General features: G+C 63.5%; 14 protein-coding genes. 8 read left to right on the forward strand and 6 right to left on the reverse strand.

Going from position 1 to position 13,234, the window contains the following annotated elements; all coding sequences use genetic code 11:
* Positions 1 to 14: 14 nt before the first annotated feature.
* Positions 15 to 1,928, reverse strand: a complete 1,914-nt coding sequence (locus FURADRAFT_RS09920; protein WP_008954008.1) for a PHA/PHB synthase family protein — start codon at positions 1,926 to 1,928, stop codon at positions 15 to 17.
* A gap of 241 nt (positions 1,929 to 2,169) precedes the next feature.
* On the opposite strand from FURADRAFT_RS09920, the gene FURADRAFT_RS09925 reads away from it, so the two are divergent.
* The gene (locus tag FURADRAFT_RS09925; RefSeq protein ID WP_008954009.1) at positions 2,170 to 2,424 is read left to right on the forward strand and encodes a hypothetical protein; all 255 of its coding nucleotides are present in this window, start codon (positions 2,170 to 2,172) and stop codon (positions 2,422 to 2,424) included.
* Positions 2,425 to 2,436: 12 nt separating this feature from the next.
* Here the strand turns inward: FURADRAFT_RS09925 and FURADRAFT_RS09930 are convergent, their stop codons facing one another.
* Entirely contained in the window at positions 2,437 to 3,024 is a 588-nt protein-coding gene (locus tag FURADRAFT_RS09930; protein ID WP_008954010.1) for a DUF1003 domain-containing protein, read from the reverse strand.
* 224 nt (positions 3,025 to 3,248) lie between these two features.
* Here FURADRAFT_RS09930 and ppnP point away from each other — a divergent pair, with 224 nt between their 5' ends.
* On the forward strand, positions 3,249 to 3,560 hold the full coding sequence (ppnP, locus tag FURADRAFT_RS09935) for a pyrimidine/purine nucleoside phosphorylase (RefSeq protein WP_008954011.1): 312 nt from the start codon (positions 3,249 to 3,251) through the stop codon (positions 3,558 to 3,560).
* Between the two features lie 409 nt (positions 3,561 to 3,969).
* Positions 3,970 to 5,277, forward strand: coding sequence for an L-fucose:H+ symporter permease (gene fucP, locus FURADRAFT_RS09940; RefSeq protein WP_008954012.1), 1,308 nt, complete (start codon positions 3,970 to 3,972; stop codon positions 5,275 to 5,277).
* A 260-nt stretch (positions 5,278 to 5,537) separates the two neighbouring features.
* On the opposite strand, the gene FURADRAFT_RS09945 is transcribed toward fucP, so the two are convergent.
* A complete protein-coding gene (locus FURADRAFT_RS09945; RefSeq protein ID WP_008954013.1) occupies positions 5,538 to 6,311 on the reverse strand; it encodes a sulfite exporter TauE/SafE family protein in 774 nt (257 codons plus the stop codon).
* Between the two features lie 98 nt (positions 6,312 to 6,409).
* On the opposite strand from FURADRAFT_RS09945, the gene FURADRAFT_RS09950 reads away from it, so the two are divergent.
* Positions 6,410 to 7,315 (forward strand): LysR family transcriptional regulator, encoded by a 906-nt coding sequence (locus FURADRAFT_RS09950; protein WP_008954014.1) that lies wholly within the window; start codon positions 6,410 to 6,412, stop codon positions 7,313 to 7,315.
* 78 nt (positions 7,316 to 7,393) lie between these two features.
* Here the strand turns inward: FURADRAFT_RS09950 and FURADRAFT_RS09955 are convergent, their stop codons facing one another.
* Positions 7,394 to 8,014, reverse strand: a complete 621-nt coding sequence (locus FURADRAFT_RS09955) for a hypothetical protein (protein WP_008954015.1) — start codon at positions 8,012 to 8,014, stop codon at positions 7,394 to 7,396.
* Between the two features lie 153 nt (positions 8,015 to 8,167).
* Between FURADRAFT_RS09955 and FURADRAFT_RS09960 the strand changes: the two genes are divergently transcribed.
* Complete coding sequence (locus FURADRAFT_RS09960) at positions 8,168 to 8,794, forward strand: helix-turn-helix transcriptional regulator (protein ID WP_008954016.1); 627 nt, start codon at positions 8,168 to 8,170, stop codon at positions 8,792 to 8,794.
* 280 nt (positions 8,795 to 9,074) lie between these two features.
* Positions 9,075 to 9,440, forward strand: a complete 366-nt coding sequence (locus FURADRAFT_RS09965; RefSeq protein WP_008954017.1) for a PA2779 family protein — start codon at positions 9,075 to 9,077, stop codon at positions 9,438 to 9,440.
* A 42-nt stretch (positions 9,441 to 9,482) separates the two neighbouring features.
* Here the strand turns inward: FURADRAFT_RS09965 and FURADRAFT_RS09970 are convergent, their stop codons facing one another.
* Positions 9,483 to 10,388, reverse strand: a complete 906-nt coding sequence (locus FURADRAFT_RS09970; protein WP_008954018.1) for a DMT family transporter — start codon at positions 10,386 to 10,388, stop codon at positions 9,483 to 9,485.
* A gap of 144 nt (positions 10,389 to 10,532) precedes the next feature.
* On the opposite strand from FURADRAFT_RS09970, the gene FURADRAFT_RS09975 reads away from it, so the two are divergent.
* Together FURADRAFT_RS09975 and FURADRAFT_RS09980 are read left to right on the forward strand one after the other, a co-directional pair.
* Positions 10,533 to 11,405 carry an AraC family transcriptional regulator gene (locus FURADRAFT_RS09975; RefSeq protein WP_008954019.1) on the forward strand — a complete coding sequence of 291 codons (873 nt, stop codon included), beginning with the start codon at positions 10,533 to 10,535 and terminating at the stop codon, positions 11,403 to 11,405.
* Between the two features lie 176 nt (positions 11,406 to 11,581).
* The gene (locus FURADRAFT_RS09980; RefSeq protein ID WP_008954020.1) at positions 11,582 to 12,220 is read left to right on the forward strand and encodes a cysteine hydrolase family protein; all 639 of its coding nucleotides are present in this window, start codon (positions 11,582 to 11,584) and stop codon (positions 12,218 to 12,220) included.
* Positions 12,221 to 12,290: 70 nt separating this feature from the next.
* On the opposite strand, the gene FURADRAFT_RS09985 is transcribed toward FURADRAFT_RS09980, so the two are convergent.
* Positions 12,291 to 13,154 carry a patatin-like phospholipase family protein gene (locus FURADRAFT_RS09985; RefSeq protein WP_008954021.1) on the reverse strand — a complete coding sequence of 288 codons (864 nt, stop codon included), beginning with the start codon at positions 13,152 to 13,154 and terminating at the stop codon, positions 12,291 to 12,293.
* Between the last annotated feature and the right edge of the window lie 80 nt (positions 13,155 to 13,234).

Genomic DNA, 13,234 nt, shown 5'->3' on the forward strand with positions numbered 1-13,234 from the left:
TGGCAGGCGGCGGCTCAGCGCTGTAATACGTAGCTACCGGGCGCATGGCCAAGTGGTGGGTAGCCTTGCTCGGCGGCGCCCATCGGCGGCGGCTCCCTGAGGCCGTCGGAGTGGCTTCGCAGCCAGTCCGACCAGGCCGGCCACCATGAGCCTTCGTGAGGGGTGGTGGAGGCAAACCAGGTTTCCGGGTCGATGTAGGGGTGGTCGCTGGGGCGGTGCGAGAGCCGGTAGTGTCTGCCGTCGTGGCCGGGTTCGCTGACAATGCCGGCGTTGTGGCCGCCGCTGGTGAGCAGGAAGCTGATGTCGGCATCGGCGGCAAGGTGGATTTTATACACCGATCGCCAGGGAGCGACGTGGTCGGTTTCCGTGGCCACGACGAACATCGGCACGCGGATGTCGCTCAGCACCACGGGGCGGCCGCCGATGCGGTAGCGGCCTTCGGCCAGGTCGTTGTTGAGGAAGAAACGGCGCAGGTACTCGCTGTGCATGCGGTAGGGCATGCGCGTGGCGTCGGCATTCCAGGCCATCATGTCGTTCAACGGCTCGCGCCGTCCCATCAGGTATTCGTGCACCAGGCGCGACCAGATCAGGTCGTTGGAACGCAGTAGCTGAAAGGCACCGGCCATCTGCTTGGTGTCGAGGTAACCCTGGTCCCACATGATGTCTTCGAGGTAGCTCAGCTGGCTGTGGTCGATGAACAGCATCAGTTCGCCGGCTTCGGTGAAGTCGGTCTGCGCCGCCAGCAGGGTGACCGAGGCCAGGATTGGATCGGCTTCGCGTGCCAGATAGGCCGCCGCGATCGACAGCAAGGTGCCGCCCAGGCAATAGCCGACGCTGTGGACCGGGGCGTCGGGGACGATGGCGCGGATGGCGTCGAGCGCATCCAGGACGCCCAGCCGCAGGTAGTCTTCCAGTCCGATGTCGCGGTCGTCGCTGTGCGGGTTGTGCCAGGAGATCATGAACACGGTGTGGCCCTGTCCGACCAGGTAGTTGACCAGCGAGTTACCGGGGGAGAGGTCGAGAATGTAGTACTTCATGATCCAGGCCGGCACGATCAGGACCGGTTCGGCATGGACCTGCCCGGTTTGCGGAGTGTACTGGATCAGTTCGATCAGCCGGTTTCGGTAGACCACCTGGCCGGGCGTGATGGCGACTTCATGTCCCGGACGGTAGGCTTCGGCTCCCAGAGGCGGCTTGCCGCCGATGGCGCGCTCCCAGTCGGCCTGGAAGTGGCGTAGGCCGCGTATCAGGTTCTGCCCCTGTTCCTGGAGGGTGGTTTGCAGTACCTCGGGGTTGGTGGCGACGAAATTGATCGGCGACATCATGTCGAGCAATTGGCGTGCGGTGAAGGACACGACCTGCTCATGGTGACGCGAGACGCCGCTAATGCCGGTGGTGGCGTTGTGCCACCATTGCTGGTTGAGCAGGAAGGCCTGCGAAATCAGGTTGAATGGCCAGTTCTGCCAGGCGGGACTGCTGAAGCGGCGGTCCTGCGGCAGCGGTTGGATGCAGGCCGGGCAGCCAGCATTGGCGTGCGCCCTGACGGCGTAATTGCCGAGCCGGACCGACTTGCGGGCGCCCTTTTCCACTAGCTGCTGCCATTTGCCCGGGGAGACGGCGAGATGCACCGCCCAGTCGAAATAAGCCAGGGCCAGGCTGGCCGGCGATATGCCGAGGGTGGCTCGGCCCAGATTGGCGCGCAGCAGCCGGTCGAGGCTGGTGGGGCCGTCGTCGGCGTCGCTGGAGCCGGGCTCGGACACGGATGGGGGTGTGGGTGGTTCGCCATCGAACAGGCCGGAGAGTCGAGCCCAGTGCCCGCTCCACTGGCGGAGCCCCTCGTACCAGCCGAGCACCGGCCAGGCGTTCTGCGGTACGGTCGGGAGGGTGGGAGCGGTGGCGTGTGTCTGCGGGTCGGTTGCCTTGTTCACTGTCGATCACCTTTGCCGTTTCTTGTCATGATAACGGTTTGTGCCAGGCGTAGCAGGGAAGACGAAACGGCTATCCTTGGCGGTATGGGTTTCACTGTGTCATGCGGAGCGACCCCGGACCTTGATGAAGGTTAAATCCGGATGTGTGATGTGGTCTTTTCCCGGCGGCGCGCGAACGGGGCGGTCATTGTGCAAATCGCCGCGATGCCCTAGTCTCGCTGCCATTTGGGAGAAACGGCGTATGTTGATGCTGCTGGCGGCGAGAATCGACCGCAACAATCAGATTCTGATCAATGCCCGGCTGGATGGTTACCCGGCGCATTTTCACGTGGAGCCGGAGGCGGTCGACGCCTGGCTCCAGCTGCCGCCATTGGGTACGGAGAATTCGCTGACCCTGCTGCAGGGCAACTGGAGCCGCTTTGCGGCGCCGCTGGAAAGGCTGGTGCGGCGCCACGGTAACGATTTTGTGGTGACGGCGGAGATGCTCAAGCCGTGAGCGAGGGCTGAATTACACCGTCCCGTCCGGATTTTTTCGGGTTCCTGGCGGCGGTGTGTCGTCCGGGTGGGGCGGGAGGGTCCGCTGCAGGCGCTTGAGCTGGTCGAGGTCCGACAGGATCTGCCAGGTGAGATGGTCGATGCGCTTGTGCAGGCCATCGATCGACGCTTCGGACTTGAGGTTGACCTCGAAGTCACGAATCATCGTCATGCGGTCGCGTGCGGCCTGACGGTTCTGCGACATCATGATGATCGGCGCCTGGATCGCTGCCAACATCGACAGGATCAGGTTGAGAAACACGTAGGGGTAGGGGTCGAAGGCCCGGGTGCCCAGGATGCCGGTGTTGATAATGGTCCAGCTGATGAGCACGGCGGTGAAGATGCCGATGAACGTCCAAGAGCCGCCGAATTCGGCGACACGGTCGGCCAGCCGCTCGCCGAGGGTGACGCCGTCGTCAGGGAGGCTGGTGTCGGTACGTGTGGCCTGCAGCCGTTTGGAGATGCGCATCAGGGCGTGGCGCTCGCGTTCGCCGAGGCCGCCTACGCCGGTGTGCAGCAAGTGTTCTGCCAGGTAGCGGATGTCGCGGTTGTCCTGTTGCATGATGGAGTCCCCCGAGTTGATGGTGGGTGGGTTGGGACCACGTGCGGTCGCACCCCTTCTATTGTGACGGCGCGATTGTGCCACAAGCTGACTGTGGAGCGTGTAAGCATTCGTAACGGGGCTTCGGCCAACCTTTGAGGCCGGCCGGCCTTGCGGGGGAGTGTTCTCCGGCGATCGTGCGGGTTACACTTTTGCCCTTTCACCAGAACAAATAAGGACAGAGCATGGAACAGTTCGATAACGTCAGCGTGGTCAAGAAGGCCAATGTTTACTTCGACGGTAAATGCGTCAGCCACAACATCGTCTTGGCCGATGGCACCAAGAAATCGGTGGGCGTCATTCTGCCGGCCAAACTGACGTTCAACACGGGCGCACCGGAAATCATGGAAGTGCTGGCCGGCGAGTGCCACGTCACCCTGAGTGGCGAGAGCGAGTCGCGGACCTACAGGGGGGGAGAGTCGTTCAAGGTGCCCGGCAACAGCGCGTTCGATATCGAAGTGGTCGATACCCTGCACTACGTTTGCCATTTCGGCTGATTTCGACAGCGGCACCCCAGATAAAAGGCGACTTCGGTCGCCTTTTTTGTTTTTGGGCTGGAGGAGGGGTTGCTGATTTACAAGCGATACGGTTGGCGCGTAGTATTGCTACGTTTTTTCGCGACCAGAGTCCATTGCAGGGTCAGGAAACGGTCTGACGTGGAAGTGAAAATACGGCGGGCAAACAGGGTTAATGCTTGTTTTGTATTGATATATTGAATGGCATTGTCTTATCTTGCCGGCCGATATGTGACGACCTGTCCTGAATGGATAGTGTGCTCTATAACAAAATATCTGTAGCAATGCTACATATCTGGCGCAACAAACCGCCGGCTTGCCATGCAGACGCTCACTGCATCGAGCCGGCTGACCGTAAACAGCAGAAAATAGTATGGATGGAACGACAGACATGTCCTCTCAGCTTGGTAAGACCAATTACTCGCGCGCCCTGACGGTGCTCACCTCCCTGTTTTTCATGTGGGGGTTGATCACGTCGCTCAACGACATCCTCATCCCGCACCTGAAGGCGATCTTCACCCTGAGTTACCTGCAGGCGGCACTGATCCAGTTCAGCTTCTTCACCGCCTACTTCGTGATGTCGTTTCCGTCGGGCTATCTGGTGGAAAAGCTCGGCTACAAGCGCGGCATCATGATCGGCCTGGCAACGGCTGGTCTCGCCTGTCTGCTGTTCTACCCGGCGGCCGGCGCCAAGTCCTACCCGTTCTTCCTCGGCGCGCTGTTCATTCTGGCCTCCGGCATCACCCTGCTGCAGGTGGCGGCCAACCCGTACGTCACCTTGCTGGGCAAGCCCGAGACCGCGTCCAGCCGCCTCAACCTGACCCAGGCGTTCAACTCGCTGGGGACGGCCATCGGGCCGTTGGTGGGCTCGGTGCTGATTCTGGCGGTGGCGGTGAAGCCGGCGCAGGAGCTGAGCGGCCTGTCGCCGGAACAGCTGGCGGCCTACAGCGCCGCCGAGGCCGGTTCGGTACAGACGCCGTACCTGATTCTGGCCGCGCTGCTGTTTGCCCTGGCCGTGATCATCGGCCTGTTCAAGCTGCCGAAGGTGAAAGAGGGCGATACCCCGGCCGATGCGCCGCAAGGCAACGCTGAGTACCATGCGCATGACAGCGTCTGGGGCTACCGCCACCTGGTGTTGGGCGCGGTGGGCATCTTCACCTATGTGGGGGCCGAAGTGTCGATCGGCAGTTTCCTGGTGAGCCTCATGGGGCAGCCGCAGATTGCCGGTCTGTCCGAGGCGGTGGCCGGCAAGTATCTGGCCCTGTACTGGACCGGTGCCATGGTGGGCCGTTTCATCGGTGGCGTGGTGATGCGCAAGATCAAACCGGGCCACGTGCTGGCCTTCAACGCGCTGGTGAACGCGCTGCTGATCGCCGTGGCGATGAGCGTAGGCGGCCAAGCTGCGATGTGGGGGCTGATCGCCATCGGCCTGTTCAACTCGATCATGTTCCCGACCATTTTCTCGCTGGCCATCGAAGGGCTGGGCAAGTTCACCGGGGAAGGCTCGGGCGTGCTGTGCATGGCGATCGTCGGCGGTGCCATCGTGCCGCTGATCCAGGCGTTCTTCGCCGACCGCATCGGCATCCTGTATTCCTTCGTAGTGCCGCTGGTGTGCTACGGCTACATCGTGTTCTACGGCTTGAAGGGGCACTACGCCGACTTCACCGCGACACGCAAGGTGGCGGCGGTGAAGCGCTGAGAACCTGCTCACGATCAGTCGCGAGCAGCCCCCAGTGGGGTGAAGAGCAGCGCAGGAACCGGAATGTACTGGAGTACATGAGGATTTCGAGCAGCGCATGAGCCCCGATCAGGGATGCGCAGCAAGATCGTGAACTGGTTCTGAGTGTCATGGCCCCCTGGGGCTGACAGCATGAGCAACGCCCGTTCCCGCATAAGCGCGGGGCCGGGCGTTTTGCTTTGGCGGGGGGCTGGGGCATGACCGGGGGCAATCCGGTCCAATCAGCCTCCTCGGTGCGGCTGCATCATCAAGATGGCCGTGCCCAACAGCATCAGCGCGAACAGCTGTTTCAGTCGCCGCTCCGGCAGGCGGTGTGCCAGGGCGACGCCCCACGATATGGTGGCCATGCCGCCCACGGCCAAGGGGGCGCCAAGGTGCCAGTCCACATGCTGGGCCCGGCTGTAGGTCGCCAGCGCCACCAGTGCGCCCGGCACCACCAGGGCCAGTGCCAGTCCCTGCGCCACCGCCTGGCGTTTGCCAAAACCCTGCACCAGAATCGGTGCGGCGACGATGACGGCACCAACGCTGAACAACCCGGCGAACAAGCCGCCCACCACACCGACCGCGGGCAGGTAGCGTTCGTTCCAGCCGGCGCTCCGGACTTCGCCGCCGGCTTGACGGCGGCTGATCCAGACAAAATAGCCGGCCAGCCACAGCAGGAGTACTGCGAAAGCCAGCTTCAGCGCACGGGCGTCCAGCGCCACCGCCAGCCGGGCTGCCGGGTAGGTGGAGACGATCGAAGCCAGGCCTATGGTTAGCGCCGTGCGCAGCGGGAACGGGTTGCGCTGGCGGTAACGCCAGAAACCGATCAGCACATTGGGTACCATCATGACCAGAGCGGTGCCCTGTGCCATTTGCTGATCCATGCCATAGCACAGCACCAGTACGGGAATGGCGATGATGCCGCCGCCGATGCCGAGCAAGCCGCCCAGCGCACCCAGCACGGCACCCAGTGCCAGGGATGACGCTACCGCGATCAAGAGTGCCACTGTCATTGCCTTCGACTCCTGTTACGTCTGGAGCGACAGTGTAGCTCGGCGTGGCATCGCTATAATTCATCGTTAGTAAAGCCATCCTTAACTTGTACGCAACAATGAACGATCTCTCCGACCTCGCCTTTTTTACCCGCCTGATGCAGTGCGGCAGCCTGACCGCCACGGCTCAGGAGCTGGGTATTACGCCGCCCGCGGTCAGTCGTCGGCTATCCGCGCTGGAGAAGCGGCTGGGGGTGCGGTTGCTCAATCGCACCACGCGCACGCTGGCGCTTACTCATGAGGGTGAGCACTATCTTAGCCAGGGGCAGCGCATCCTCGACGATCTGGCCGAGCTCGAGCGCGAATTGACCGGCAGTCAATCGGAGCCGCAAGGGTTGTTGCGCGTCAACGCGACGCTGGGCTTCGGGCGCCGGCATGTCGCGCCGGCGGTGTCGGCTTTCGTGCGCACCTACCCGAAAACCGAGGTTCAGCTTCAATTGAGTGATCGCATGCCGGCACTCACCGGCGGGGCGTTCGACGTCAGCATCCGCTTTGGCGAACCCCCCGAGGCCCGCCTGGTGGCGCGCAAGATCGTCGCCAACCGCCGCGTGCTGTGCGCCGCGCCCAGCTACCTTGACGCCCTTGCGCCTGTCACAGCGCCGCGCGAGCTGAGTCGGAACGCCTGTATCGTGGTCCGTGAGAATCAGGAAGCCTACGGCATTTGGCAATTGCATGCCGGCAGCCGCCAGGAAACGGTGAAGGTGGGCGGGGCGCTAGCCACGAATGACGGAGAAACCGCCGTCAACTGGTGTCTGGAGGGGCATGGAATCCTGCTGCGCTCACTGTGGGATGTGGCGCCTTACCTGCAGTCGGGCCGCCTGCGCCAGGTCTTGCCGGAGTGGCAGGGGGCGCCGGCCGATATCTGGGCACTGTTCCCGCCGCGGCTGAATCTGTCGGCCAAGGTGAGGGCGTTCGTGGACTTCTTGACGTGCTACTTCGCGAACGGGACGGGCGGGCAGGGTTAGCCGGGGCTTCGGCCAACCCTGCTATGGCGGGGTCACGCTAGCGGGTCAGGGTGCGTGTGCTCAGGCGGGAGCCCGCTTTCAGAAGCGCTCGGGGAACTGCTTGGCCAGGGCGCCACCCAGTACATCGGCGATCACGTTCATGTGCTGTTTCATGGCGTCCCAGGTGTGGGCCTCCTGGCGGTAGTCCTTGTCCTTGAGCTCCTGAATCTGCTGGACGTGATGGCCGCCATGGGCCAGCAGCAGGCCTTGCAGCGTTTCTTTCGGCAGGTAGGGGTTGGCGCTGGACAGGAAGGCGGCGATCTCGTCCACGTTGGCGGCCATGGCTTTGTTGGCGCTGTCCTGCCCGCTCTTGCTGCCTTTCTCCGTGGCGATCAGATACTGCTTGACCGCGCCATAATGGCCGGCGAGCAGGGTGAACAGTTTGTCCGAGGCGGCTTGCCCATAGAATGGCTGGATCGACGCGGCAATCTGTTTGGCGTTGGCGACCACCTCTTGCTCCGCGGCGGCCGCGCCGGACTTGTCGTGTGCCAGCGTTTCCAGTGCGACGTTACGCACCCAGAAAATGTGGCCGCTCCAGAGATCGCGCAGTGCCACTTGCGTTTGTGAAATCTTGGGGCTGTTGCTCAGCTCGGCATGGGCGAGCGGGGACAAGAAGGCCGCGATAAGCGACGCCGCCAGGGTTTTTTGCCAGGTTTTCATGAGAAATCTCCTTCGTGCTCAAGCTTCTTTGGGAGCTGTATTGTAGTCTATTTTGTCACTTAAACAATATAAATGTGTTTTAACTTATCAAAGTGATTTTTGCGCCATGAAGGATATAATCAAACTGAACGGGCACATTGAAGGTGTAGCGACATGTTGGAAGCAATGGGTGAGCGTCAGCAGCAACTGTTACGACTGCTGCAACGGCAGTCTGCCGGGCTGACGGTGGAACAACTGGCACAGGAGTTGGCCGTTACCCGTACCGCGGTCAGGCAACACCTGACAGTGCTGGAACGGGATGGTCTGGTGGAACGCGGAATGACGCAGCCGACGGGGGGGCGGCCTGAGCAGCTTTTCGTGCTGACCCCGAAGGGGCAGGAGGTGTTTCCCCGCCGCTATTCCTGGTTTGCCGAGCTGCTGCTGAAGATGCTGGAAGCCAAGCTTGGCCAGGAAGAGCTTGTCAAACAATTGGCCGAGATCGGCACCACTCTGGCTGCTACCTTGCCGCCGGCACGGGCGAACGATCCGGAAGCGCGCATCCGGGCGCTGGCCGACATCATGCTGGAACTCGGCTACGATGCCCGGCCGCAAGATGCCGGCTCCGGCCTGCCAGGCATCGTGGCCACCAATTGCATCTTTCATCATCTGGCGGCACGTTTTCCGGAGGTTTGCCAACTGGACCTGGCGCTGATGTCGAGCTATGTGGGAGAGCCCGTGACACACGAAGAATGCATGGTGCGGGGTGGGACTTGCTGCCGCTTCCGGTTCGCCAAGCCGTGAGCCGTGTCTGTGCCGGGCTGAGGCGCTCCGTCATGCCACGCACTGCAAGAGGGTATTCATCCCCGTCAGGGGCTGGTGCGACATCTCCACTAGCCAGGAAAGCGTGGGCCGGGCCGGCCACCGTGCCTGGTTGAAGGGAAGGTTGGCCGAAGATCCAGAGGACATGCCTTGGGCATTTAAAAGGAATTGGCGGATTGTCATTGCGCTGCCATGTGCCACACTGAAACAAGCGGAAAGGGGGCTCGCTGACGGGTTTCAACTCTTGTTCAGGAGGTGTGAAATGTCTGTTTCCATTGCCAAATACCTTGGTACCGCGCTGTTGGCGTCATGCCTGGCCGTGCAGGCCCCGCTGGCCCGTGCAGGTATGGTTTCGACCGAGCAGGCGGCGGCCGCGCAGCAGGCCCAGCAAGCCCAGGCCGATCGGGAAAAAGTGAGGACCTTTCTTGATCGGGCAGAAGTCCGTGACAAGCTGCAGGCCCTTGGCGTGCAGGCCGCCTTCGCCAAGGATCGCGTCGATTCAATGACCGATGAAGAAGTCACCACGCTGGCTCAACGCATCGATACGCTCTCGGCCGGTGGCCGGCTCAGCAATTACGACCTGATCGTGATTTTGCTGATCGTGCTGATCATCGCCGTCATCGTGTAGTTTTTCCCGATTTCGTTTGGGGTAACGCCAGCATGGGGCGGCTCAGGCTGCCCGGCTGGTGACGGGGGCCGCTGTGCGCCGTGCGGGCTGACGGAATACCAGCACGTTGCCGGCCAGCACCAGGATCAGCCCCGCCAGCGCGAGCGGCGTCCAGTGATAGCCCTCCAGCCACACCGACACGTTCAGTGCCACCACCGGGAACAGGACGGTGCAGTAGGCCGCGCGCTCCGGGCCGAGCCGGCCGACCAGCATCAGGTAGGCGGTGAAGCCGATCACCGAGCCGGGAATGGCGAGGTAGAAGAGGGCGCCCAGGTAGTGCGGCGAGGTGTCGAGGGTGAGAGGCAGGCCGGCGGCGAGGCTGCCCGCGAGCAGGATCAGCGCGCCGGTCAGCATGGCCCAGGCATTGGTCTGCAACGGCGTGTGGCCGAGCGCCTGCAGCCGGGCCGACAGCAGGTTGCCGGCGGAGAAGCACAGGGTGCCCAGGACCGATAGCCCCAACCCGAGCAGGGTGCCACTGTCGGTGCTGTGGCCGGCCAGTTGCGGCCAGAACAGGGTGGCGATGCCGGCCAGCCCCAGCGCGCCGCCCGCCATCACCGGCGGGGCGATGCGGCGCTTGAGGATCAGCCGCGCATTCAGTGCGTTCCACAGCGTGGCGGTGGAGAACACCACGGCCACCAAACCGCTCGGCAGATAGTGGCTGGCGTAGTAAAAGCACAGGAAATTGAAGCAGAACAGCGTCAGCCCCTGCGCGGCGATCAGGCCGAGGGCGGTGCCGCGCGGGCGACGCAGCTGGCCACGCCAGGCCAGGATGGCGAACAGCGCCGCGGCGGCGAGGAAAAAGCGGTAGGCGATCGAGAGCGGAATCGGAACCGGCCCCAACTGCACCTTGATGGCGATCCAGGTGGTGCCCCAGATCAGCACGGTGGAGAGGTAAAGCAGGGCGTTCATGGCGATGACTCCGGGGGAGGGACAATGGAGCCAGTTTCACCGAAGCCGGCGGAACGGGATTGCACATTCCTGCGCTTTTTTGGTGCCGAGCGATGCCGTATGGGCCGTCAGGCCGTACACTAACGGCGTCGAGAAAGCCACATCATGCCCCGCGCCACCCTACCCGTTTACGACACCCTGACCCAGACCCGCGCCGAACTGGAGCGCAGCAGCACGCTCGGCGACGGCCTGTCGGTCGCGCTGTGGCAGCGCACCCAGCTGGAAGACACCGTCTACAGCCGTCCCGGCCACCATACCTTGTCGCTCTACCTCGAAGGCGGTTTCGACATTCGGCGCCGCGACCAGCCCGGCCGGCGTGGGGCGCCGGACAAGCTGTGCATCCTGCCCGCCGAACACGAATCGGATTGGCGCGTCAGCGGCCCGATCCGCTTTCTGCACCTGTATTTTGCCCCCGATCGCTTCGACGCCCTGGCACTGACCCTGCTCGACCGCGAGGCACGCGACCAGCAGCTCTACGACCGCACCTACATGGACGACCCGTGGCTCGCCGCGGCATGCCGTCAACTGGCCGGACTCGATTGGGACGATCCGCATGGGCGGCTGGCCGGCAACGCGCTCGGCCATGAGGTGCTGGCGCACCTGATGCTGACGCAGACCAGCCGGCGCCGCACGGTGACGGTGAAAGGAGGGCTCGCCCCGGCGCAGCGCCGCCGCGTGCAGGAGCTGATCGAAGCTCGGCTCGACAGCGTGTTGACGGTGGGTGAACTAGCGGCCGAGTTGGCGCTGTCGGAGTACCACTTCGCGCGCATGTTCCGCGCCTCGTTCGGCCAACCTCCGCATGCCTGGATCTTGCAGCGTCGACTGCTGCGCGCCCGCGAGGCGCTGGCGGGAGGGGATCGGGCGCTGGCCGATATCGCCGCTAGCTGCGGCTTCGCCAGTGCCAGCCACCTGGCCAACCGTTTCCGTGCCGCGCTCGGCGTGACGCCCGGCGATTACCGGCGCTGGGCGGGGAGATAGGCGCTCGCCCGGCCTGTTGATCGTCCTGTAGCGCGCTTGGCGAGACGCACGAGGTGTCGCCTCTGATCGCCCTGGCGCCATTGCGTGGCGTCGGGGCCTCCGTCTGCACGGCAAGAATGATCGCCATGGCCGCGACATCGCCTGTCCGGCCCGTCTTTGTTGACCAGGAGAGAGACATGACCGCTTCCATGAAACGCGCGCTGATCGTCATCGATGTGCAAAACGAATACGTCACGGGCCACTTGAGGATCGAATACCCGGCGGTGGAGTTGTCGCTGAGCCATATCGGCCAGGCCATGGACGCCGCGCGTGCGGCGGGCATACCCATCGTGGTGGTGCAGAACAGCGCGCCGCCCGGTTCGCCGATCTTTGCCCGCGGCTCCGACGGCTGGGCGTTGCATCCGGTGGTGGCCGGCCGTCCCGCCGAGCATTACGTGGAGAAGACCCTGCCCAGTGCCTTTGCCGGCACCGACCTGGAAAGCTGGCTGCGCGAGCAGGGCATCGACACGTTGACGGTGGTCGGCTACATGACCCACAACTGCGTCGATTCGACGGTGAAGCAGGCGCTGCACATAGGGTTTGCCGTCGAGGTGCTGGACGACGCCACCGGCTCGGTCCCGTATTCCAACCGGGCTGGCCTCGTCAGTGCGGAGATGATCCATCGCACCTTCATGGTGGTGTTGCAGTCGCGTTTTGCCAATGTGATGGATACGGCCACCTGGCTTGCCGCGCTGGCAGGACAGCCGCTGCCGGAGCGCGAGTCGATCTACGCTTCCAACCAACATGCGCTGCAAATGAGAGCGCGCATGGCTTGATGCCGGTATCGGGCGCTGCCAAGCGCGCATCGGCTGCCATGCCCACGCTGTGCCGGCATGGCAGCCGAAATCAGTCGACATGCGGCCGTAGCGCGCCGGGAATCCTTTGTCGCGTCATTCCTCCGCTATCCAGCCAGCGGCGCGTGCTCTTTGCCGCGCGCTCGATCAATTCACGAGCGCGCGAGAAATCGTAGGGCGATACCGACAGGGGGCACAACGGCGGCACCGTGATCACCTCAACCTGGCCGGTGAGCTGCTCCAGATCACGAACGAGTTGATGCGCGATCAGCAAGTTAAGCGCATGCAGGGCGTTGGCAATGACCGTTGCGGGCGGCGCTTGGAGGGCGCAGGCAAAGCCGGTGGGGAGCACGACCAGCCGGCTGGCCCCCAGTTCGACGGCCGTCATGATGGGCGTGTTGCTGGCGATGGCGCCGTCAATCAGATACGTTTCCCCGACTAGAACCGGCGCAAAGGCTGCCGGTATCGCGCAACTGGCAAGGATCGCCTCGATGGCAGGGCCGGAGGACAGCCGCACTGAGGCACCACTCAACAGTTCGGTGGCCGTAATGTGTATGGGGATGGCGGCGTTCTCCAGGTTCCGGTAGGGAAGGTGGCGCTCAACGAGATGACGTAACCCTCCCGAATCGACCAGAGACGGCGACTCGAAAAACAGGCCGACGAGGTGACGCAAGGTCAGCGGAAATATTTCCTGGCGTTGCAGCCCGCACCAGATGCTTTCCAGGCTGGCCACTCCAGCCGCTGTCGGATTTCCTGCAAAATAGGCGCCGTTCAGGGCTCCCACTGATGAGCCCACCACCAGTTCAGGCTGGATGCCGTTCCTCACCAGTTCCCGCAGCATCCCCACCTGGATGGCGCCGAAACTGCCACCGCCAGCCAGCACGAAAGCGGTTTTTCCCGAGGTGCTGTTTGTCATTCAGGGCTCCCTCCGCTGCGATTTGGGGGGACCCCATCCCGAGCGACGGCGAGAGCGCCAGGGGTGAGGCGGGTATTCGG

Source organism: Pseudogulbenkiania ferrooxidans 2002 (assembly GCF_000174355.1).
Classification (GTDB): Bacteria; Pseudomonadota; Gammaproteobacteria; order Burkholderiales; family Chromobacteriaceae; genus Pseudogulbenkiania; species Pseudogulbenkiania ferrooxidans.

Bases quoted from the DNA above. Each gene is read 5' to 3' on its own strand.
- FURADRAFT_RS09980 (WP_008954020.1), top strand. From the start codon at position 11,582: ATGACCGCTTCCATGAAACGCGCGCTGATCGTCATCGATGTGCAAAAC.
- FURADRAFT_RS09955 (WP_008954015.1), bottom strand. From the start codon at position 8,014: ATGAAAACCTGGCAAAAAACCCTGGCGGCGTCGCTTATCGCGGCCTTC.
- FURADRAFT_RS09975 (WP_008954019.1), top strand. From the start codon at position 10,533: ATGCCCCGCGCCACCCTACCCGTTTACGACACCCTGACCCAGACCCGC.
- fucP (WP_008954012.1), top strand. From the start codon at position 3,970: ATGTCCTCTCAGCTTGGTAAGACCAATTACTCGCGCGCCCTGACGGTG.
- FURADRAFT_RS09925 (WP_008954009.1), top strand. From the start codon at position 2,170: ATGTTGATGCTGCTGGCGGCGAGAATCGACCGCAACAATCAGATTCTG.
- FURADRAFT_RS09985 (WP_008954021.1), bottom strand. From the start codon at position 13,154: ATGACAAACAGCACCTCGGGAAAAACCGCTTTCGTGCTGGCTGGCGGT.
- FURADRAFT_RS09950 (WP_008954014.1), top strand. From the start codon at position 6,410: ATGAACGATCTCTCCGACCTCGCCTTTTTTACCCGCCTGATGCAGTGC.
- FURADRAFT_RS09930 (WP_008954010.1), bottom strand. From the start codon at position 3,024: ATGCAACAGGACAACCGCGACATCCGCTACCTGGCAGAACACTTGCTG.
- FURADRAFT_RS09945 (WP_008954013.1), bottom strand. From the start codon at position 6,311: ATGACAGTGGCACTCTTGATCGCGGTAGCGTCATCCCTGGCACTGGGT.
- FURADRAFT_RS09970 (WP_008954018.1), bottom strand. From the start codon at position 10,388: ATGAACGCCCTGCTTTACCTCTCCACCGTGCTGATCTGGGGCACCACC.
- FURADRAFT_RS09960 (WP_008954016.1), top strand. From the start codon at position 8,168: ATGTTGGAAGCAATGGGTGAGCGTCAGCAGCAACTGTTACGACTGCTG.
- ppnP (WP_008954011.1), top strand. From the start codon at position 3,249: ATGGAACAGTTCGATAACGTCAGCGTGGTCAAGAAGGCCAATGTTTAC.
- FURADRAFT_RS09965 (WP_008954017.1), top strand. From the start codon at position 9,075: ATGTCTGTTTCCATTGCCAAATACCTTGGTACCGCGCTGTTGGCGTCA.